Annotated in this window: 16 protein-coding genes and 6 tRNA genes; 6 read left to right on the top strand and 16 right to left on the bottom strand. The window is 55.3% G+C overall.

Going from position 1 to position 19,695, the window contains the following annotated elements; all coding sequences use genetic code 11:
• Positions 1 to 31 precede the first annotated feature (31 nt).
• The 6 genes from proX to leuA all read left to right on the top strand — a co-directional run bounded on the left by proX (position 32) and on the right by leuA (position 8,052).
• Entirely contained in the window at positions 32 to 1,024 is a 993-nt protein-coding gene (proX, locus tag WFN87_RS15345) for a glycine betaine/L-proline ABC transporter substrate-binding protein ProX (RefSeq protein WP_008458237.1), read from the top strand.
• A 208-nt stretch (positions 1,025 to 1,232) separates the two neighbouring features.
• Positions 1,233 to 2,411 (top strand): MFS transporter, encoded by a 1,179-nt coding sequence (locus tag WFN87_RS15340; protein WP_008458239.1) that lies wholly within the window; start codon positions 1,233 to 1,235, stop codon positions 2,409 to 2,411.
• 445 nt (positions 2,412 to 2,856) lie between these two features.
• On the top strand, positions 2,857 to 3,387 hold the full coding sequence (gene mprA / locus WFN87_RS15335) for a transcriptional repressor MprA (protein ID WP_008458241.1): 531 nt from the start codon (positions 2,857 to 2,859) through the stop codon (positions 3,385 to 3,387).
• A 135-nt stretch (positions 3,388 to 3,522) separates the two neighbouring features.
• Positions 3,523 to 4,695 carry a multidrug efflux MFS transporter periplasmic adaptor subunit EmrA gene (gene emrA, locus WFN87_RS15330; RefSeq protein WP_008458242.1) on the top strand — a complete coding sequence of 391 codons (1,173 nt, stop codon included), beginning with the start codon at positions 3,523 to 3,525 and terminating at the stop codon, positions 4,693 to 4,695.
• 15 nt (positions 4,696 to 4,710) lie between these two features.
• Complete coding sequence (gene emrB / locus WFN87_RS15325; RefSeq protein ID WP_008458243.1) at positions 4,711 to 6,249, top strand: multidrug efflux MFS transporter permease subunit EmrB; 1,539 nt, start codon at positions 4,711 to 4,713, stop codon at positions 6,247 to 6,249.
• 141 nt (positions 6,250 to 6,390) lie between these two features.
• Complete coding sequence (gene leuA, locus WFN87_RS15320) at positions 6,391 to 8,052, top strand: 2-isopropylmalate synthase (RefSeq protein WP_336983733.1); 1,662 nt, start codon at positions 6,391 to 6,393, stop codon at positions 8,050 to 8,052.
• Here leuA and WFN87_RS15315 read toward each other — a convergent pair.
• The 16 genes from WFN87_RS15315 to pncC form a co-directional block, all read right to left on the bottom strand.
• Positions 8,049 to 8,813 carry a helix-turn-helix domain-containing protein gene (locus tag WFN87_RS15315; RefSeq protein ID WP_166995650.1) on the bottom strand — a complete coding sequence of 255 codons (765 nt, stop codon included), beginning with the start codon at positions 8,811 to 8,813 and terminating at the stop codon, positions 8,049 to 8,051. The genes leuA and WFN87_RS15315 overlap by 4 nt on opposite strands.
• A gap of 89 nt (positions 8,814 to 8,902) precedes the next feature.
• The gene (gene luxS, locus WFN87_RS15310; protein ID WP_008458247.1) at positions 8,903 to 9,418 is read right to left on the bottom strand and encodes an S-ribosylhomocysteine lyase; all 516 of its coding nucleotides are present in this window, start codon (positions 9,416 to 9,418) and stop codon (positions 8,903 to 8,905) included.
• A gap of 156 nt (positions 9,419 to 9,574) precedes the next feature.
• Positions 9,575 to 11,131 carry a glutamate--cysteine ligase gene (gene gshA / locus WFN87_RS15305; protein WP_008458250.1) on the bottom strand — a complete coding sequence of 519 codons (1,557 nt, stop codon included), beginning with the start codon at positions 11,129 to 11,131 and terminating at the stop codon, positions 9,575 to 9,577.
• A gap of 76 nt (positions 11,132 to 11,207) precedes the next feature.
• Positions 11,208 to 11,636, bottom strand: a complete 429-nt coding sequence (locus WFN87_RS15300; protein ID WP_008458252.1) for a YqaA family protein — start codon at positions 11,634 to 11,636, stop codon at positions 11,208 to 11,210.
• Entirely contained in the window at positions 11,633 to 12,199 is a 567-nt protein-coding gene (yqaB, locus tag WFN87_RS15295; RefSeq protein ID WP_039297558.1) for a fructose-1-phosphate/6-phosphogluconate phosphatase, read from the bottom strand. The genes WFN87_RS15300 and yqaB overlap by 4 nt, the downstream gene beginning before the upstream one ends.
• Before the next feature lie 354 nt (positions 12,200 to 12,553).
• Positions 12,554 to 12,630: transfer RNA gene (locus WFN87_RS15290), tRNA-Arg, on the bottom strand.
• Positions 12,631 to 12,828: 198 nt separating this feature from the next.
• Positions 12,829 to 12,905, bottom strand: a tRNA-Arg gene (locus tag WFN87_RS15285).
• Positions 12,906 to 13,105: 200 nt separating this feature from the next.
• Positions 13,106 to 13,182 (bottom strand) — tRNA-Arg (locus tag WFN87_RS15280).
• A gap of 200 nt (positions 13,183 to 13,382) precedes the next feature.
• Positions 13,383 to 13,459 (bottom strand) — tRNA-Arg (locus WFN87_RS15275).
• A 200-nt stretch (positions 13,460 to 13,659) separates the two neighbouring features.
• Positions 13,660 to 13,736, bottom strand: a tRNA-Arg gene (locus WFN87_RS15270).
• 4 nt (positions 13,737 to 13,740) lie between these two features.
• Positions 13,741 to 13,833 (bottom strand) — tRNA-Ser (locus WFN87_RS15265).
• A 302-nt stretch (positions 13,834 to 14,135) separates the two neighbouring features.
• Entirely contained in the window at positions 14,136 to 14,321 is a 186-nt protein-coding gene (csrA, locus tag WFN87_RS15260; RefSeq protein ID WP_008458257.1) for a carbon storage regulator CsrA, read from the bottom strand.
• A gap of 244 nt (positions 14,322 to 14,565) precedes the next feature.
• On the bottom strand, positions 14,566 to 17,193 hold the full coding sequence (gene alaS / locus WFN87_RS15255) for an alanine--tRNA ligase (protein ID WP_336983597.1): 2,628 nt from the start codon (positions 17,191 to 17,193) through the stop codon (positions 14,566 to 14,568).
• A gap of 139 nt (positions 17,194 to 17,332) precedes the next feature.
• A complete protein-coding gene (locus WFN87_RS15250) occupies positions 17,333 to 17,848 on the bottom strand; it encodes a regulatory protein RecX (protein WP_336983596.1) in 516 nt (171 codons plus the stop codon).
• Positions 17,849 to 17,922: 74 nt separating this feature from the next.
• Positions 17,923 to 18,987, bottom strand: a complete 1,065-nt coding sequence (recA, locus tag WFN87_RS15245) for a recombinase RecA (protein ID WP_008458263.1) — start codon at positions 18,985 to 18,987, stop codon at positions 17,923 to 17,925.
• Positions 18,988 to 19,072: 85 nt separating this feature from the next.
• The gene (gene pncC / locus WFN87_RS15240) at positions 19,073 to 19,582 is read right to left on the bottom strand and encodes a nicotinamide-nucleotide amidase (protein WP_336983595.1); all 510 of its coding nucleotides are present in this window, start codon (positions 19,580 to 19,582) and stop codon (positions 19,073 to 19,075) included.
• Positions 19,583 to 19,695 lie beyond the last annotated feature (113 nt).

Below are 19,695 nucleotides of genomic sequence, written 5' to 3'. Positions count from 1 at the left end.
CTCGCCCCATCACCATTAAAAAGGAATAACGATGCGACACAACGCTATTTTAGCCACAGCTCTTGCGACACTCGTTACCACCAGCGCTTTTGCCGCAGACCTGCCGGGCAAAGGCATTACCGTTCAGCCGGTACAGAGCACCATCGCCGAAGAAACCTTCCAGACGCTGCTGGTCAGCCGCGCGCTGGAGAAAATGGGCTACACCGTGAACAAGCCAAGCGAGGTGGACTATAACGTAGGCTACACCTCTATCGCTTCCGGCGACGCCACCTTCACCGCCGTTAACTGGCAGCCGCTGCATGATGATATGTACGCCGCTGCGGGCGGGAGCAAGAAATTCTACCGGGAAGGCACCTTCGTGACCGGCGCGGCTCAGGGCTACCTTATTGATAAGAAAACCGCTGACCAGTACCACATCACCAATATCGAGCAGCTTAAAGATCCGAAAATCGCCAAACTGTTCGACAGCAACGGCGACGGCAAAGCTGACATGATGGGCTGTACGCCAGGCTGGGGCTGCGAGGCGGTGATTAATCACCAGAATGAAGCCTATAAGCTGGCGAATACCGTGACCGTGAACCACGGCAACTACTCGGCGATGATGGCCGACACTATCGCGCGCTTCAAAGAAGGTAAGCCGGTGCTGTATTACACCTGGACACCGTACTGGGTGAGCGATGTGCTGAAGCCGGGCAAAGACGTGGTGTGGCTGCAGGTGCCGTTCTCTTCCCTGCCGGGCGAGCAGAAAGATATTGATACTAAACTGCCTAACGGGGCGAACTACGGCTTCCCGGTGAACACCATGCACATTGTTGCCAACAAGGCCTGGGCCGAGAAAAATCCACAGGCGGCGAAGCTGTTTGCCGTCATGAAATTACCGCTGGCGGATATCAATGCCCAGAATGCGATGATGCATAACGGTAAGTCTTCTGAGGCCGACATTAACGGCCACGTCGACGGCTGGATTAAGGCGCACCAGGCGCAGTTTGACGGCTGGGTGAAAGAGGCACTGGCGGCGAAATAAACCGCCCCTCACCCTGACTTTCTCCCCAAAAGGGAGAGGGAATAAACAGACAAACACCTTTTCTCTTCTCCTTCTTTTCTCCCTCTCCCTTCCAGGGAGAGGGCCGGGATGAGGGTCAATAACCGCACGATCCGACACCCACCTTCGCTTCTGCTGTCATCATTTTTCGCTATTATTCAGACCTCTCTTTGGCAAGTTGAAGATAATAATGAAAAACAATACTCACGGACTCAGCCCGGCGCTGATCGTCCTGATGTCCGTCGCGACCGGCCTCGCGGTTGCCAGCAACTACTACGCGCAGCCGCTGCTCGACACCATCGCAAACGCCTTTTCGCTCTCGGTGAATCAGGCCGGATTTATCGTTACCACTGCACAGCTCGGCTATGCCGCAGGGCTGTTGCTGCTGGTGCCGCTTGGGGATATGTTCGAGCGCCGGGGGCTGATCGTCTTTATGACGCTGCTGGCAGCCGGTGGGATGCTGATCACCGCCACCAGCCAGTCCCTGTGGATGATGATTCTGGGCACCGCGCTGACCGGGCTCTTCTCCGTGGTCGCGCAGATTCTTGTGCCGTTTGCCGCGACGCTCGCGGCACCGGAAAAGCGCGGGAAGGTTGTCGGGACTATCATGAGCGGGCTGCTGCTCGGGATTCTGCTGGCGCGAACCGTCGCGGGTTTATTGGCAAGCCTTGGCGGCTGGCGCACCGTTTATTGGGTTGCCAGCGTGCTGATGGCGCTGATGGCGCTGGCCCTGTGGCGCGGGCTGCCGCAGGTGAAGCAGGACAGCCACCTCAACTACCCGCAACTGCTGACCTCAATCTTCAGCCTGTTTATTAAAAACAGCCTGCTGCGTACCCGCGCCTTGCTGGGCTGCCTGACCTTCGCCAACTTCAGCATTCTCTGGACGTCGATGGCGTTCCTGCTGGCCTCGCCGCCGTTTAACTATTCCGAAGGGGTTATCGGCCTGTTCGGCCTTGCGGGAGCCGCTGGCGCGCTCGGCGCTCGCCCCGCAGGCGGGCTGGTTGATAAGGGCAAAGGGCACCACACCACCACCATTGGTCTGCTGCTGCTGTTACTTTCCTGGGCCGCAATTGCTTTCGGTCAGTTCTCTGCCCTCGCCCTGATTGTGGGTATCCTGGTGCTGGATCTCACCGTCCAGGGCGTCCACATCACCAACCAGAGCCTGATATACCGCATGATGCCGGAAGCCCGTAACCGACTGACCGCCGGGTACATGACCAGCTACTTCATCGGCGGCGCGGCGGGTTCTTTGATTTCAGCGAGCGCTTACCAACATGCCGGCTGGAACGGGGTGTGCATTGCCGGCGCCAGCGTCGCCCTACTAAATTTGGTAGTGTGGTGGCGCGGATACCAGCGGCAGGCCGATTAGCGCAATATTGTCGCTTCCCGTAAGGGAAATTGAAGATGTAATGGCGGGGACAGTCTGTTAAGGTTGTCCCCGTTTACTAATTCGAGTGACATTAACGTAGGTTATTTATTAACACCCTATATGGATAGACCCGCAACTGTTTCAGCTGACAACCGCCAGGGGGCGCAATTGTTCTTCAGTCTGAAAGCAGCGTTTCCATTGCCATTTCTCCTGTCCTCAAGGCACAAAGCCTCCGGCTTCGCTGCCGTTAAACGCCGTTATACCACTCGAAACCCATTTTCTCTCCCCACGCTGCTTAGCGCTCTGGGCTACGGCTTAGCGTGGTTTACGCCGATGGTGGCAACAACCAAACGTATATAAACGTATACAAACGTATAAATAATACATTTACTTTATTTGTCACCATCGTTACTATATCGGCTGCAACTAATGAGGTTATGCCAAAATGGATAGTTCGTTCACGCCCATAGAACAAATGCTGAAGTTCCGCGCCAAACGTTATCAGGAGTTCCCGTACCAGGAAGTTCTGTTGACGCGTCTTTGTATGCACATGCAGGGTAAACTGCTGGAAAACCGCAATAAGATGCTGAAGGCGCAGGGGATCAACGAGACCTTATTCATGGCACTCATTACCCTTGAGTCCCAGGAAAATCACAGCATCCAGCCTTCTGAGCTGAGCTGCGCGCTGGGTTCATCCCGCACCAACGCCACGCGTATTGCCGATGAGCTAGAAAAACGCGGCTGGATTGAGCGCCGTGAAAGCGACAATGACCGCCGCTGCCTGCATCTGCATTTGACCGAAAAAGGTCACGAATTCCTGAGACAGGTACTGCCACCGCAGCATAACTGCCTGCATCAACTGTGGTCCGCTCTGGATGCTGACGAAAAAACACAGCTGGAAACAATCACCCGTAAGCTGCTCAACCGCCTCGACCAGATGGAAGAGGACAAAGTGATCCTTGAAGCTCTGAGCTAAGCTTTTACCGTCTGTACGTCTGACCACAATCCGATTTCAAAACAACGCTCAGGCCAGCAATCTCCTTGCTGGCCTGTCAGGTCTAACAGGTCGGCTCAGCTGACCGGAAATAATAATAACCAGGTGGAGATTAGCATGAGCGCAAATGCGGAGACTCAAGCCCCGCAGCAACCGGCTAACAAGAAGGGGAAACGTAAAAGCGCCCTGATCTTGTTGACCTTGCTCTTTGTCATTATTGCTGTGGCATATGGAATCTATTGGTTTTTGGTGCTGCGTCACTTTGAAGAGACCGATGATGCTTATGTGGCAGGCAACCAGGTGCAGATCATGGCCCAGGTCTCCGGTAGCGTCACCAAAGTCTGGGCGGACAATACCGATTTTGTGAAACAGGGTGATGTGCTGGTCAGCCTCGACCGCGCCGACGCCGAACAGGCGTTTGAAAAGGCCAAAACCCAACTGGCCTCCAGCGTGCGGCAGACTCGCCAGCTGATGATCAACAGCAAGCAATATCAGGCCAATATCGAACTGCAGAAAACGGCTCTGGCCCAGGCGCAAAGCGACCTGAACCGCCGTATTCCGCTGGGCAGCGCCAACCTGATTGGCCGCGAAGAACTGCAGCACGCCCGTGATGCCGTCACCAGCGCTCAGGCTCAGTTGGATGTGGCCGTGCAGCAATACAATGCTAACCAGGCCATGATTCTCGGCACCAAACTGGAAGAGCAGCCTGCGGTTCAACAGGCGGCGACCGAAGTGCGTAACAGCTGGATGGCGCTGCAGCGTACCACCATCGTCAGCCCGATGACCGGCTATGTTTCCCGCCGTGCCGTGCAGGTTGGCGCCCAAATTAGCCCGTCCACCGCGCTGATGGCCATCGTGCCGGCCAGCGGTATGTGGGTTGACGCTAACTTTAAAGAAACCCAGCTGGCGCATATGCGCATTGGCCAGTCGGCCACCATCGTCAGCGATATCTACGGCGATGACGTGAAGTACACCGGGAAAGTTGTCGGCCTGGATATGGGCACCGGCAGCGCCTTCTCGCTGCTGCCAGCGCAGAACGCCACCGGGAACTGGATCAAAGTGGTTCAGCGTCTGCCGGTACGTATTGAACTGGACGCCAAACAGGTTGAACAGCATCCGCTGCGTATCGGCCTGTCCACGCTGGTGAATGTGGATACCAGCAATCGCGACGGGAGCGTACTGTCCTCTCAGACCCGCACCACGCCGGTTTACGAAAGTAACGCGCGTGAGCTGAATCTGACGCCGGCTAACCAGCTTATTGACCAGATTATTCAGGCCAATGCGGGTTAATAAAGCGGAGGGTGTATGGCACAACAAAAACCGCTAGAAGGCGCCCAGCTGGTCATTATGACCATCGCCCTGTCGCTGGCGACCTTTATGCAGGTGCTGGACTCCACCATCGCTAACGTGGCTATCCCGACGATTGCCGGTAACCTGGGCTCATCCCTGAGCCAAGGGACGTGGGTTATCACCTCGTTTGGGGTGGCAAACGCCATCTCAATCCCGATCACCGGCTGGCTGGCAAAACGCTTCGGGGAAGTGAGGCTTTTCCTGTGGTCGACCGTGCTGTTTGCTATCGCCTCCTGGGCGTGCGGCATGTCCAACAGCCTGACGATGCTGATCTTCTTCCGCGTTATCCAGGGGATCGTTGCCGGGCCGCTGATTCCGCTGTCCCAGAGCCTGTTGCTGAGCAACTACCCGCCCGCCAAGCGCAGCATTGCGCTGGCGCTGTGGTCGATGACGGTGATCGTGGCGCCAATTTGCGGCCCGATTCTGGGCGGCTACATCAGCGACAACTATCACTGGGGCTGGATCTTCTTCATCAACGTGCCGATTGGTATCGTCGTGGTGCTGATGGGCCTGCAGGCCCTGCGAGGCCGCGAAACCCGCACCGAGCAGCGCCGCATTGATGGCGTAGGGCTGGCCTTGCTGGTGCTGGGGATCGGTAGCCTGCAGATCATGCTCGACCGGGGTAAAGAACTGGACTGGTTTAACTCGACCGAAATCATCGTGTTGACGGTGATTGCGGTGGTCACCATCAGCTTCCTGATTGTCTGGGAGCTGACCGACGATAATCCGATAGTCGACCTGTCGCTGTTTAAGTCGCGAAACTTTACCATCGGCTGCCTGTGTATCAGTCTCGCCTACATGCTCTACTTCGGCGCGATTGTGTTGCTGCCGCAGCTGTTGCAGGAAGTGTATGGCTATACCGCAACCTGGGCCGGGCTTGCGTCCGCGCCGGTGGGGGTCATCCCGGTGCTGCTGTCGCCGATTATCGGCCGCTTCGCGCACAAGCTCGATATGCGCCGTCTGGTGACCTTCAGCTTCATTATGTATGCGGTGTGCTTCTACTGGCGCGCGTATACCTTTGAGCCGGGGATGGACTTCGCCGCGTCGGCCTGGCCGCAGTTTATTCAGGGCTTTGCGGTGGCGTGTTTCTTCATGCCGCTGACCACGATTACCCTGTCTGGCCTGCCGCCGGAGCGCCTTGCCGCGGCGTCGAGCCTGTCGAACTTTACCCGTACGCTGGCGGGTTCGATTGGGACGTCGATAACCACCACGCTGTGGACGAACCGCGAGTCACTGCACCATGCGCAGCTCACGGAGTCTGTGACGCCGTATAACCCGAACTCGGTTGAAACCTACAACCAGCTTCAGGGCTTGGGCATGTCGCACCAACAGGCTTCCGGCTACATCGCCCAGCAGATCACCAACCAGGGGCTGATCATCTCCGCCAACGAGATTTTCTGGTTCTCGGCAGGGGTGTTTATTCTGCTGCTTGGGCTGGTGTGGTTTGCCAAACCGCCTTTCGGGGCGGGCGGTGGCGGCGGTGGCGCACACTGACATTCCTCCCTAAAGGAGCCTTCGGGCTCCTTTTTCTTTGCCTCAACCTGGCGGTTTCGCCACACAGGTTGTCAGCTTTGCGCCAGCCCCTGCCCAGATTATTCGTCAGGATAAACAGACCACATGACCTGGAGAATCCTGATGCTGACCAACCCATCGCAAAAATACCTCGCCCATGCGCCGATTCAGTTACCCGACCGACAGTGGCCGGATAGAACCCTGACGCACGCTCCTCGCTGGCTTTCCACTGACCTGCGCGACGGCAATCAGGCGCTGGCCGAGCCGATGGACGCGGCCCGCAAGCTGCGCTTCTGGGATTTACTGCTGAAGTGCGGCTTCAAAGAGATCGAGGTCGCCTTCCCTGCCGCCTCAGAAACCGACTTCCAGTTTGTGCGTCAGCTGATTGAAGAAAATCGTATTCCTGAAGATGTCACCATTCAGGTGCTGACCCAGGCGCGCAGCGACCTGATTGAACGCACCTTTGCATCCCTGGCAGGCGTACACAGCGCCACGGTACATCTGTACAACGCCACCGCCCCACTGTTCCGCAGGCTGGTCTTCCGCCAGAGCAAAGAAGAGATCGTTCAGTTGGCGGTCACCGCCACGCGCCAGGTGCGAGCGCTGTGTGAGGCTAACCCGCAGACGCGCTGGCGCTATGAATATTCCCCGGAAACCTTTTGCTTCACCGAACCGGATTTTGCTCTTCAAATTTGTGAAGCGGTGGCGGATGTCTGGGAACCATCTCCCGATCGACCAATGATTATCAATTTGCCCGCCACCGTGGAGGTGAACACGCCCAACGTCTATGCCGACCAGATTGAGTATTTCTGCCGCCATTTCTCCCGCCGGAATGCGGTGTGCATCAGCGTACATCCACATAACGATCGCGGCAGCGGCGTGGCCAGCGCCGAACTCGCGATCCTCGCCGGTGCGGATCGGGTGGAAGGCTGCCTGTTTGGCAACGGCGAGCGTACCGGGAACGTCTGTCTGGTCACGCTGGCGATGAACCTTTATAGCCAGGGGATTTCGCCGCAGCTGGATTTCAGCGATATGAAGCAGGTGGTGGAACTGGTTGAACAATGCAATCAGTTACCGGTGCACCCTCGCCATCCTTACGCCGGGAAGCTCGCTTTTACCGCTTTTTCCGGGTCGCATCAGGATGCCATTAAGAAAGGGTTTACCGCGCGGGGCGAGTCCAGCTCAGCGCGGTGGGAAATGCCCTATCTGCCCGTTGATCCGAACGATATTGGCTGCAGCTACGAAGCCGTGATCCGCGTCAACAGCCAGTCCGGGAAAAGCGGTGCCGCGTGGATGCTGGAGCAAAACCACGGCCTGGTGCTGCCGCGCGGTTTACAGCAGGACTTTAGTCGCCACGTCCAGGCGCAAACCGACAGGGAGGGGAACGAGATGACGCTGAGCGCCCTGTGGCAGCTGTTCCGCACACTGTACGGCCCGCATCAAACCGCCCCGCGTCAGTTGCTGGATTACCGGACGGAGAGCCAGGCCGATGGTTCACTCCGGCTGTGGGCCCACGTTCAGACGCACGGCGGCGTTATCGCTCTGCAGGGCAAAGGCAACGGTTTACTTTCCGCCGCAGCCGATGCCCTCAAATCTCGTTTTAACCTGGTATTTTCTATTGAGGATTATCATGAGCATACGCTCGGCAGGCACAGCGAAAGCCGCTCGGCCGCTTATCTCCGCTGCACCTTCAGGGAAGGCGTGAGCCGCTGGGGAACTGGCATTGATAACGATGTCTCGCGTGCGTCGCTCCAGGCGCTGTTAAACGCGCTGCCCGAGGGTTAATCAGAGAAGAAATATTCGCTCGGTGAAACGCCGAGCGTTCGCCGAAACATAGCGCTGAAGGCGCTGTGGCTTTCATACCCCAGATCCAGCGCAACGCGCAGCACGGACTGCCCCTGGGCAAGGCGCTCAAGCGCCGCCATCAGCCTTGCCCTGCGCAGCCATTCGCTAAACGCCAGACCCGTTTGCTGACGAAAATGGCGCAGCAAGGTTCTCTCACTGACGTTAAGCCGTTCAGCGGCCAGCGCGTTTGTCCAGGGCTGACCGGGTTCCGCCTGAATCTGGCGACACAGCGCCAGTAGCCCCGGTGACTGCGGCTCGGGAAGATTAAACGGCAGCGCGGCGGTGCCCCGAATCTCATCGAGGATAAGCTCGTAAATTCGCTCTGCCCGACTTCCCGCCGGGTAAGCTTCCGGTAACTGGAGCGAGCAGATAATCAGCTCGCGCAGTAAAGCGGATATCTGCACGACCTGGCAAACCGACGGTAAGTCAGCCCGGGCAAACGGATCAATAAACAATGTGCGCGCCGCTACGTGGCCGATGATTTGCAGGCGGTGCTGAGTGCCAGCGGGTAACCAGACGCCGCGCCCCGGCGGAACCACCCAAATCCCCTGCCCGGTTTCGACGCGCACAACGCCGCTCAGCGTATGCAGCAGCTGAGCGCAGTCGTGACTGTGCCAGGGCTCCGAGGCACCATGGCTGTAATCATGGGCAAAAGGAACCAGTGGCCGCGTGGCAAAACTGAATTTCAGGCTGGTGGACATAGTTCGTTTCGTGAGCAAAAAGATGACGATAGCATACCGCAGGCGTAAAAAAAGGAGCCATATGGCTCCTTTTTACTGTGTGCACAAAACTAGATGTGCAGTTCCTGCAGCTTCTCTTTCGGCAGAGCCAGCTCATCATTGCTGTTGACGCTGACGCCATGCTCAATGATGTGGCGCGCGATATCCTGCGCTTCCTGCAGAGAGTGCATCTGATAAGTCCCGCACTGGTAAACGTTCAGCTCTGGGATCTGGTTTTGCTCTTTCACTTTCAGCACGTCCTGCATCGCCGCTTTCCAGGCATCCGCCACGCGCTGCTCTGCCGGGACACCGATCAGGCTCATGTAGAACCCTGTGCGGCAGCCCATTGGGGAGATGTCGATGATCTCTACCCCGTTCCCGTTCAGGTGGTCACGCATAAAACCGGCGAACAGGTGCTCCAGAGTATGGATCCCTTTTTCCGGCATCACTTCCTTGTTTGGGACACAAAAGCGCAGGTCAAACACCGTAATGGTGTCACCGTGTGGCGTATGCATAGTTTTGGCTACACGGACTGCAGGCGCCCCCATACGAGTATGGTCGACTGTGAAGCTATCCAACAACGGCATCTGGTCACCTCCGATAAAATGATTTTTTTTAAAAATAATTGAAACTATTTTTACGCACGCGAGTCTGAGTATATGAAAGACGCGCATTTGTTATCATCATCCCTGTTATTCAGAGATGAATATTTGGCCACAAGTATGTGGCCATTTTCTTTTCTGTCAGGCATTCTTTTCCAGCCAGCTATCGAACGACTCCGTATCCGCCGCCTCAATATCCCGCTGACGCTGCCATGAAGCATCATGCTCTTTCTGCAGGGCATCCGCGGTTAAAATCTCCAACGGCTCCTGAATCAGCATCTGACGGTATTGTTCCGCCAGCGCAAGGCCGGTGCCACCAATCCCGTTATCAATCATAGAACGTAAAATACGTGCTGAATACGTTAATTCTGGATCGTCAAAGCTGGCAACCAGTTGGTCACAAACTTGCTGGTATTCCTGGCTGTCGGTCATGCCGTCCAGCGTTTCCGCCACGCGGCGTAAATCGGTGAACAGATCTTTGCCTACTTTTGACAGCGGGTGCTGAGCCGTTTCACAGCCAATACCAAGGGTAAGCCCGGGTTTGCGCCCTTCCAGAATCACTCGGTTCCAGTTGGTGCGGGTGCACAGCAGCTCGTCGCTGCTCATCTCCGGCGCATCCGCCAGTACGCACCAAATCATAAACAGGTCGAGGAAGCGAACCTGCTGCTCATCCACGCCGATTGGCGAGAACGGGTTGATATCCAGCGAACGCACTTCGATATACTCGATGCCGCCGCGCAGCAGCGCATCCGACGGCGATTCTCCGTCACGCGTCACGCGCTTTGGACGAATCGGCGCATAGAGTTCGTTTTCAATTTGCAGCACGTTGGTGTTGAGCTGCAGGTGCTTGCCGTCCTTCATCAAACCAATCTGAGCGTACTCTTCCGACGGGGTTTTAATCGCCCGCTTCAGCGCATCGACATAGGTGTTCAGATCGTTGAAGGTAATGCCCAGATTGCTCTGCGACTTGTTGGTGTAACCCAGATCGCTCAGGCGTAATGACGTGGCATACGGCAGGTAATACATGCCGCATTCGGTTTTCTCAAACGGCAACGCGCTCTCTTTGCCCTGCAGGAATGAAGAGCAAATAGCCGGAGAAGCACCGAACAAATAAGGGATAACCCAACCAAAGCGGTAATAGTTGCGGATCAGGCGGAAATAACCGGCAGAAATGGCCTCTTTGCCACTTTCTGCGTCCTGTACGCCGCATTTTGCCTGCCAGAAAGCCATCGGCAGGGAGAAATTGTAATGCACGCCGGAGATGGTCTGCATCAGCGCGCCATAACGATTTTTCAGCCCTTCGCGGTACAGCGTTTTAAAGCGCCCCGCATTAGAAGAACCGTACTGGGCCAGCTCGATGTTCTGACCGTCGTCGATGTAACACGGCATACTTAGCGGCCACATACGTTCCTCGCCCAGTTCACGCGCCGTGTGGCGATGAATGTCACGCAGGAAGGTCAGCATATGGTCAATGTCACCATCAACCGGGGTAATAAATTCCAGGAGGGCTTCGGCGAAGTCCGTGGTAATCCATTTATGTGTAAACGCTGAGCCAAGGCTTTCAGGATGCCCGGTGGTGGCTAAATCGCCTTCTGGCGTCACGCGCAGCGTTTCACGCTCAAGACCACGGCAAATGCCTTTTACTGCTTCAGGGTGTTTTTCCAGCCAGGCCAAAGCCTGTGATACGTCCGGGATCAAATTGACCTCCCGCCTGTCGAATTTATTTTAATAAGCATAATTGTTTTCGCCGGTGATGAAGACTCATCCCACGCAATTAGTGCCACCACGCCATGCCTTGTACCGTTGCAGCCGCGACAACGATGTAGCGTAGCGCTTTGCCAAGGCATAAAAAGAATATCACCGGCCCCCAGCTCAGGCGTAACCACCCGGCCAGCAGGCATAACAGATCGCCTATCAGCGGCATCCAGCTCAGTAACAACGTCGCTGGGCCAAAACGAGTCAACCAGTCGGTCGCTTTCCCCTGCCAGCGCGATTGTATACGCTGCGGGAAAAAGCGCCCCAGAATAACGTTAGTCATACCGCCAAGGCTATTACCGATTGTTGCTATTATCACAAGAACCGATACCGGGCCGCTACCGGCAACCAGAAGCGCCACAAGTACCGCTTCTGAGCTCCCCGGCAGCAGCGTCGCGCTCAGGAAACTGCTGGTGAACAGTGAAAGGAGCGATAGCGTGTCGCTCACAGTAGGCGCACGTCCACAACATCCATTCCCGCGCTACGCGCCGCCTGAAGACCAAAGTCAGCATCTTCAAATACCACACATTTTTCCGGCGCCACGCCCATCAGTTCGGCGCAGCGTAAGAAGGTATCAGGTGCTGGCTTATGGTGTTTAACATGATCTGCTGCCACGACCGCCGCAAAATACTGACGTAAACCAAGATGCTTAAGCAGCGCTTCTGCAATATCGCTTTCGCTACCTGTGCCGACCGACATCGGACGGCGGCCATGCCAGGCTTTCACCACTTCAATCAGCGGCAGCGGACGCACGGTATCAAGCAGCATGGCTCGAACGGCAACAGTTTTTTCAGCCGCCAGACTGTGGGGATCGAGATCGGCATTGTGGCTTTCGATAATTGCAGCAGCAATTTTCCAGCTTGGCGCGCCATTCAGGGCAACCATCGCCTGCTCGTCGAAGCTCATGCCATAGCGGCCAAGGGTTTCGTGCCAGGCTTTACGGTGAGTCGGCTCCGTATCAAGGATCGTGCCGTCCATATCAAAGATTAAACCGTCATAGCGATCGTACATCTCACCCTCACTTCACTGAATGTCGAGGCGGTACTTTAGCGTAAATGGCTGAAATTGTCGCTGTCTGCGGGTAGAGGCGATATTGCGAATAAGGAGTATGAAAAGCTGAACGGTATGTTTGTAACAGGGGAATTTAAATGAAGTTTGAAGGGATGAATCGTGCTGGTGAGAAAGTAACGTTCTCTGTCACACCATCATCGCTAATGATGAGGAAGAAAATGGTGCATCCGGGAGGATGACTCACCGAAGGCTCGCCCTAAAGGGCCGTTGCTGAAGCAACGTTATCCTCCCTGGTGCTTGCGGAGAAATTGACTTTCTCTGTCACACCGTCATCGCTAACGACTGGGAAGAAAATGGTGCATCCGGGAGGATTCGAACCTCCGACCGCTCGGTTCGTAGCCGAGTACTCTATCCAGCTGAGCTACGGATGCATCGGGATTACTGCTTTTACTGCTGACTCAATGTCGCTCATCATGCCGCAACACTGATGAAGATGGTGCATCCGGGAGGATGACTCACCGAAGGCTCGCCCTAAAGGGCCGTTGCTGAAGCAACGTTATCCTCCCTTGTGTTGGCGGAGAAAGTAACTTTCTCTTTCACACCGTCATCGCTAATGATGAGGAAGAATATGGTGCATCCGGGAGGATTCGAACCTCCGACCGCTCGGTTCGTAGCCGAGTACTCTATCCAGCTGAGCTACGGATGCATCGGGATTACTGCTTTTACTGCTGACTCAGCACTACCTACACTCTCAGGCAATACCGGAGAATATGGTGCATCCGGGAGGATGACTCACCGAAGGCTCGCCCTAAAGGGCCGTTGCTGAAGCAACGTTATCCTCCCTTGTGTTGGCGGAGAAAGTAACTTTCTCTTTCACACCGTCATCGCTAATGATGAGGAAGAATATGGTGCATCCGGGAGGATTCGAACCTCCGACCGCTCGGTTCGTAGCCGAGTACTCTATCCAGCTGAGCTACGGATGCATCGGGATTACTGCTTTTACTGCTGACTCAGCACTACCTACACTCTCAGGCAATACCGGAGAATATGGTGCATCCGGGAGGATGACTCACCGAAGGCTCGCCCTAAAGGGCCGTTGCTGAAGCAACGTTATCCTCCCTTGTGTTGGCGGAGAAAGTAACTTTCTCTTTCACACCGTCATCGCTAATGATGAGGAAGAATATGGTGCATCCGGGAGGATTCGAACCTCCGACCGCTCGGTTCGTAGCCGAGTACTCTATCCAGCTGAGCTACGGATGCATCGGGATTACTGCTTTTACTGCTGACTCAGTACTACCTACACTCTCAGGCAATACCGGAGAAGAATGGTGCATCGGGAGGATGACTCACCGAAGGCTCGCCCTAAAGGGCCGTTGCTGAAGCAACGTTATCCTCCCTGGTGCTCGCGGAGAAATTGACTTTCTCTTTCACACCGTCATCGCTAATGATGAGGAAGAATATGGTGCATCCGGGAGGATTCGAACCTCCGACCGCTCGGTTCGTAGCCGAGTACTCTATCCAGCTGAGCTACGGATGCAAAATGGCGGTGAGGCGGGGATTCGAACCCCGGATGCAGCTTTTGACCGCATACTCCCTTAGCAGGGGAGCGCCTTCAGCCTCTCGGCCACCTCACCACACGCCTCTTTCGAGTGCTTCGAGTTACTCGTAAGAGCTTCTCGTCGCTGCGTGGCGCACATATTACTTTCTGGGACTTATAAGTCAAACAATTTTTCCCTACTCGCTATCGATTGCACAAATCACGCTCGATTAGCGTAATTTGGAGACAAAAAGAGTGTTTTATCAACAGGCAAACGGCAATACGCGCGCAGAAACGGCACGCTGATAAGCGAAGCAAAAATGACGTTAACGGGAGAGAAAGGAAACAGCAGGCAGAAGAGGTGCGCCTCGCTGTAGATTTCAGCGAGGCGCGATATTTTTAGAAATTCGTTTGCTGGGATTTTTCAGCCTGGATACGTTGGTAGATTTCTTCGCGGTGTACAGAGACTTCCTTCGGGGCGTTAACACCGATACGGACCTGGTTGCCTTTTACCCCAAGCACAGTCACGGTCACCTCATCCCCAATCATAAGGGTCTCACCAACTCGACGAGTCAGAATTAACATTCTTTGCTCCTTGAAAGATTAAAAGAGTCGGGTCTCTGTATCCCGGCATTATCCATCATATAACGCGAAATCGTAACGAATGACAAATAGATAACACGCACTCTGTCATAGCATTACACTCTGTTATATCTAAGTTTAGCCGATATACACAACTTCAACCTGACTTTATCATTATTGATAGTGTGTAAATGGTAGTACGCCATAACTGAGAACAGTTATGGCGCAATTACACTTTTAGTTATTTTCAGAGTTTTGCCGTAACCCAGGCCTCAACGCCGGCCAGTGCGCCCGGCAATGCCGCTGCGTCTGTACCACCCGCCTGAGCCATATCAGGACGACCGCCCCCTTTGCCGCCTACCTGCTGTGCAACCATCCCCACCAGTTCCCCCGCTTTCACGCGGTCGGTCACCTCTTTGGAGACACCAGCAATCAGAGACACTTTCCCTTCTGCCACGGTGGCCAGAACAATTACGGCGGAGCCGAGCTGATTTTTCAGGTCATCGACCATGGTGCGCAACATCTTAGGCTCGACGTTGCTCAGCTCACTTACCAGTAATTTAACGCCTTTTACTTCAACCGCTTTGCTGGAGAGGTTTGCGCTCTCCTGCGAAGCCTGCTGTTCTTTCAACTGCTGCAGCTCTTTTTCCAGCTGGCGGGTACGTTCCAGCACCGAACGGACTTTCTCGTTCAGGTTCTGGCTGTCGCCTTTCAGCAGTTGAGCGATGTCGTGCAGCTGGTCGCTTTGCGCATGGAGATTGGCCAGTGCGCCTTCGCCAGTCACGGCTTCAATACGACGCACCCCAGCCGCCGTACCGGACTCCGCAACAATGCGGAACAGACCGATGTCGCCCGTACGGGATGCGTGAGTACCGCCACACAGCTCGGTGGAGAAGTCCCCCATGCTCAGAACGCGCACATGGTCGTCATACTTCTCGCCAAACAGCGCCATTGCGCCCTTCGCTTTCGCTGCTTCGAGATCCATGACGTTGGTCTCAACAGGCAGGTTGCGGCGAATCTGCGCGTTAACGATATCTTCTACGGCGCGGATTTCAGCCGGCTTCATCGCTTCAAAATGAGAGAAGTCGAAGCGCAGGCCTTTGTCGTTTACCAAGGAGCCTTTCTGAGCAACATGGGTACCAAGTACCTGACGCAGTGCGGCATGCAGAAGGTGCGTTGCGGAGTGGTTCAGACGAATACGAGCGCGACGAGCTTCATCAACTTTCGCTTCCACGCTGTCGCCGACTTTCAGCACGCCGGAAACCAGCTTGCCCAGGTGGCCGATGGCCTGGCCGTATTTCTGAGTATCGCCAACCGCAAAATCAACGCCGTTAGCTTTGACGGTACCTTTGTCGCCAACCTGGCCGCCGGACTCACCATAGAATGGCGTCTCGTTCAGCACCACGACAGCATCCTGACCAGCAGTAATCTGGTCAACGGATTTGCCGTCAACGAACAGCGCGGTCACTTTCGCGTTCAGGTCGAGACTGTCATAGCCTTTAAATTCAGACGCAGAATCCACGCGGATCATGCTGTTGTAGTCTGCGCCAAAACCGCTGGACTCGCGCGCGCGACGACGCTGCTCTTCCATTGCGGCTTCAAAGCCGGCTTCGTCAACTTTGATGTTGCGCTCGCGGCACACGTCAGCCGTCAGGTCCACAGGGAAGCCGTAGGTGTCATACAGGCGGAAAGCGGTTTCGCCATCCAGCGTGTCGCCCTTCAGCTTCGCCAGTTCGTCATCCAGCAGTGCGAGACCACGCTCCAGCGTGCGGGCAAACTGCTCTTCTTCGGTTTTCAGAACCTGCTCAACCAGCGCCTGTTGTTTGGCCAGCTCTTCGCCTGCGGAACCCATGACTTCGACTAGCGGGCCAACCAGCTTATAGAAGAAGGTGTCTTTCGCACCCAGCATGTTGCCGTGGCGAATAGCGCGACGAATGATGCGACGCAGAACGTAACCGCGGTTTTCGTTAGAAGGCGTTACGCCATCCGCGATCAGGAATGCACATGAACGAATGTGGTCCGCAATAACGCGCAGGGATTTGTTCGACAGATCGGTCGCGCCGGTCACTTCGGCAACGGACTTAATCAGCTTTTTGAACAGGTCGATATCGTAGTTGGAATTAACGTGCTGCAGAACAGCTGCAATACGCTCCAGACCCATACCGGTATCTACAGAAGGTTTTGGCAGAGGCAGCATCGTGCCGTCGATCTGACGGTTGAACTGCATAAACACGATGTTCCAGATCTCAATGTAGCGATCGCCATCTTCTTCAGGACTTCCCGGAGGGCCGCCCCAGATGTGATCGCCATGATCGTAGAAAATCTCGGTGCAAGGACCGCAAGGGCCAGTGTCACCCATCTGCCAGAAGTTATCGGATGCGAAGGCTGCGCCTTTATTATCGCCAATGCGAATAATGCGCTCCCGCGGCACACCCACTTCCTTTTCCCAGATATCATAGGCTTCGTCATCGGTTTCGTAGACGGTCACCCACAGGCGTTCTTTCGGCAGCGCAAACCAGTTTTCACCGGTCAGCAGTTCCCAGGCAAAGTTAATCGCATCGTGTTTGAAATAGTCGCCAAAGCTGAAGTTACCCAGCATCTCGAAGAAGGTATGGTGACGCGCGGTGTAACCGACGTTTTCCAGATCGTTGTGCTTGCCGCCTGCGCGGACGCAACGCTGAGACGTTGTAGCGCGGGAATAGTTACGTTTGTCGAGGCCCAGGAAAACATCCTTGAACTGGTTCATCCCGGCATTGGTAAACAGCAAAGTCGGATCGTTGTTCGGGACCAGGGAGCTGCTCGCTACAACCTGGTGGCCTTTACTATGGAAAAAATCGAGAAACGCCTGACGGATCTCAGCGGTGCTCTTGCTCATAATTATCCTGGAATCAAGCTAACGAAGAGTTGTAAAGCTGCCATGACGGCCGTAACGCAGACGGCTCAGGCCAGCTTACCTGGAAAAAAGTGGGAATAAGATAAGTTTTCTGGCGAGGGAAGTAAAATCCAGTGTGGCCCTAATCAGCAAAATTTCGCCAGATCTCCTGAATGTCTTCCATAAAGAAGCCACGATAGAGAAGAAAACGCTGCACTTTCGCCTTCATCTGCCACTCTGTTGGCAGCGGCGAGCCAAACTTGCGTTCGGCCAGTTCGCGCGCCAGCGGCTGCCAGTCAATTTCACAGGCTATCATCGCGGACTCCCCAATGGCCCGTTCGATGCCCTTTTGCTTCAGTTCTTGCCGAATACGCTGCGGTCCGTACCCTTTCCGACTGCGGCTGGCAATAAAACGTGACGCAAACTGCACGTCGTCCAGCCAGCGGTGTTCGTAACACCAGGCAATAACCTTATCAATGTCTTCCTGAGTGACCTCAGGTTCGTCCTCTTTAGCAAGTTTTGCCGCAAAGGCAGAAGGCGTTGCCAGCTTACGGCGCAGCTCATATTCGCTGTGGTCACGCATGGCAAGAATACGGGTCGCCTTATCCAGAAGGCGGGCAAAAGGGCTGCGGCGGGGAGAAGCGGTGTTGTCGGACATAGGGTCGTGTGGCAAAGATCGATATCAGGAGAGAGAAAGCACAAAGGGCCGCGTTAGCAGCCCTTTGTCTTGTTTTAGAAGTCTTCGTTAGTTTCGACCGCGTCTTCGTCGTGGTCATCAACCGTGAAGTCCGGCGTGCTGTCCTGGTTATTCAGCAGCATTTCGCGCAGTTTCTTCTCAATTTCTTCCGCCATCGGCTTGTTCTCTTTCAGGAAGTTGCTGGCGTTTGCCTTGCCCTGACCGATTTTTTCACCGTTGTAGCTGTACCATGCACCCGCTTTTTCAATCAGCTTGTGCTTCACGCCCAGGTCAACCAGCTCACCGTAGAAGTTGATGCCTTCGCCGTAGAGAATTTGGAATTCAGCCTGTTTAAATGGCGCGGCAATTTTGTTTTTCACGACCTTCACGCGGGTTTCGCTACCGACGACGTTTTCGCCATCCTTCACTGCACCGATACGACGAATGTCGAGACGGACAGACGCGTAGAATTTCAGCGCGTTACCGCCGGTCGTGGTTTCCGGGTTACCGAACATCACGCCAATTTTCATACGGATCTGGTTGATGAAGATCAGCAGCGTGTTGGACTGCTTCAGGTTACCCGCCAGCTTACGCATTGCCTGGCTCATCATACGTGCCGCAAGGCCCATATGAGAGTCGCCGATTTCACCTTCGATTTCCGCTTTCGGCGTCAGCGCCGCAACGGAGTCAACGATGATGACGTCAACCGCACCTGAACGTGCCAGCGCGTCACAGATTTCCAGCGCCTGCTCACCGGTATCCGGCTGGGAACACAGCAGGTTGTCGATATCAACGCCCAGCTTTTTGGCATAAACCGGGTCCAGCGCGTGCTCGGCATCGATGAACGCACAGGTTTTACCGCTTCGCTGTGCGGCCGCAATAACCTGCAGGGTCAGCGTTGTTTTACCGGAAGATTCAGGCCCGTAAATTTCTACGATACGGCCCATTGGCAGGCCGCCGGCGCCCAGCGCGATATCCAGAGAAAGTGAACCGGTAGAGATCGTTTCCACGTCCATGGAGCGGTCTTCACCCAAGCGCATGATGGAGCCTTTACCAAATTGTTTTTCAATCTGGCCCAGTGCTGCCGCTAACGCCTTCTGTTTGTTTTCGTCGATAGCCATTTCTACTCCTGTCATGCTGAGTGATGCGATAATTCGCAACCCCGCGTTCTCAATACTGTTTCGTTGAGGCAATTATACTGTACAGTCATACAGTATCAAGTTTATTTTTTAGAAAATCGTCCCACAGGCTCTGCAGGGCGAATTCCGTGGCCTGGCGGCGAACGGCATTGCGGTCGCCGTCAAAGCGCTGCACTTTTGCCAGCGTTCTGCCGTGCTTATCCGCAAACCCAAACCACACCGTACCGACCGGTTTTTCTGGCGTGCCGCCATCTGGCCCGGCGATACCGCTGACAGAAACCGCATAATCCGCTTTCGCGGCGGCAAGCGCTCCCTGAGCCATCTCAAGCACCACGCCTTTACTGACGGCGCCATAGGCTTCCAGCGTGGTTTCGTTCACGCCGATCAGCTGATGTTTGGCTTCATTGCTGTAGGTCACAAAGCCCCGCTCAAACCAGGCTGAGCTGCCGGCAACGTCAGTAATCACTTTCGCGATCCAGCCGCCGGTACAAGATTCTGCAGTAGTCACCGTGGCCCCAAGCTGTCCAAGGCCATTCCCTACCCGCTGGCTTAGCTCAAACAATGCGCTGTCTGTCATGCTGGCTCCGATTGTAGACATATCATTAGCCAACACGATAGCACTTTACGGGCATTGCAGGGGATTACATCGGGATACTCGGGAAGGATTCCAGAAATGGAACGGCCAGCGAA

It is taken from the genome of Cedecea sp. AS113 (assembly GCF_037152415.1).
In the GTDB taxonomy this organism is placed as follows: Bacteria; Pseudomonadota; Gammaproteobacteria; order Enterobacterales; family Enterobacteriaceae; genus Cedecea.
Note: the sequence above shows the minus strand (reverse complement) of the source record. Positions and strands in the feature narration are given on the sequence as shown.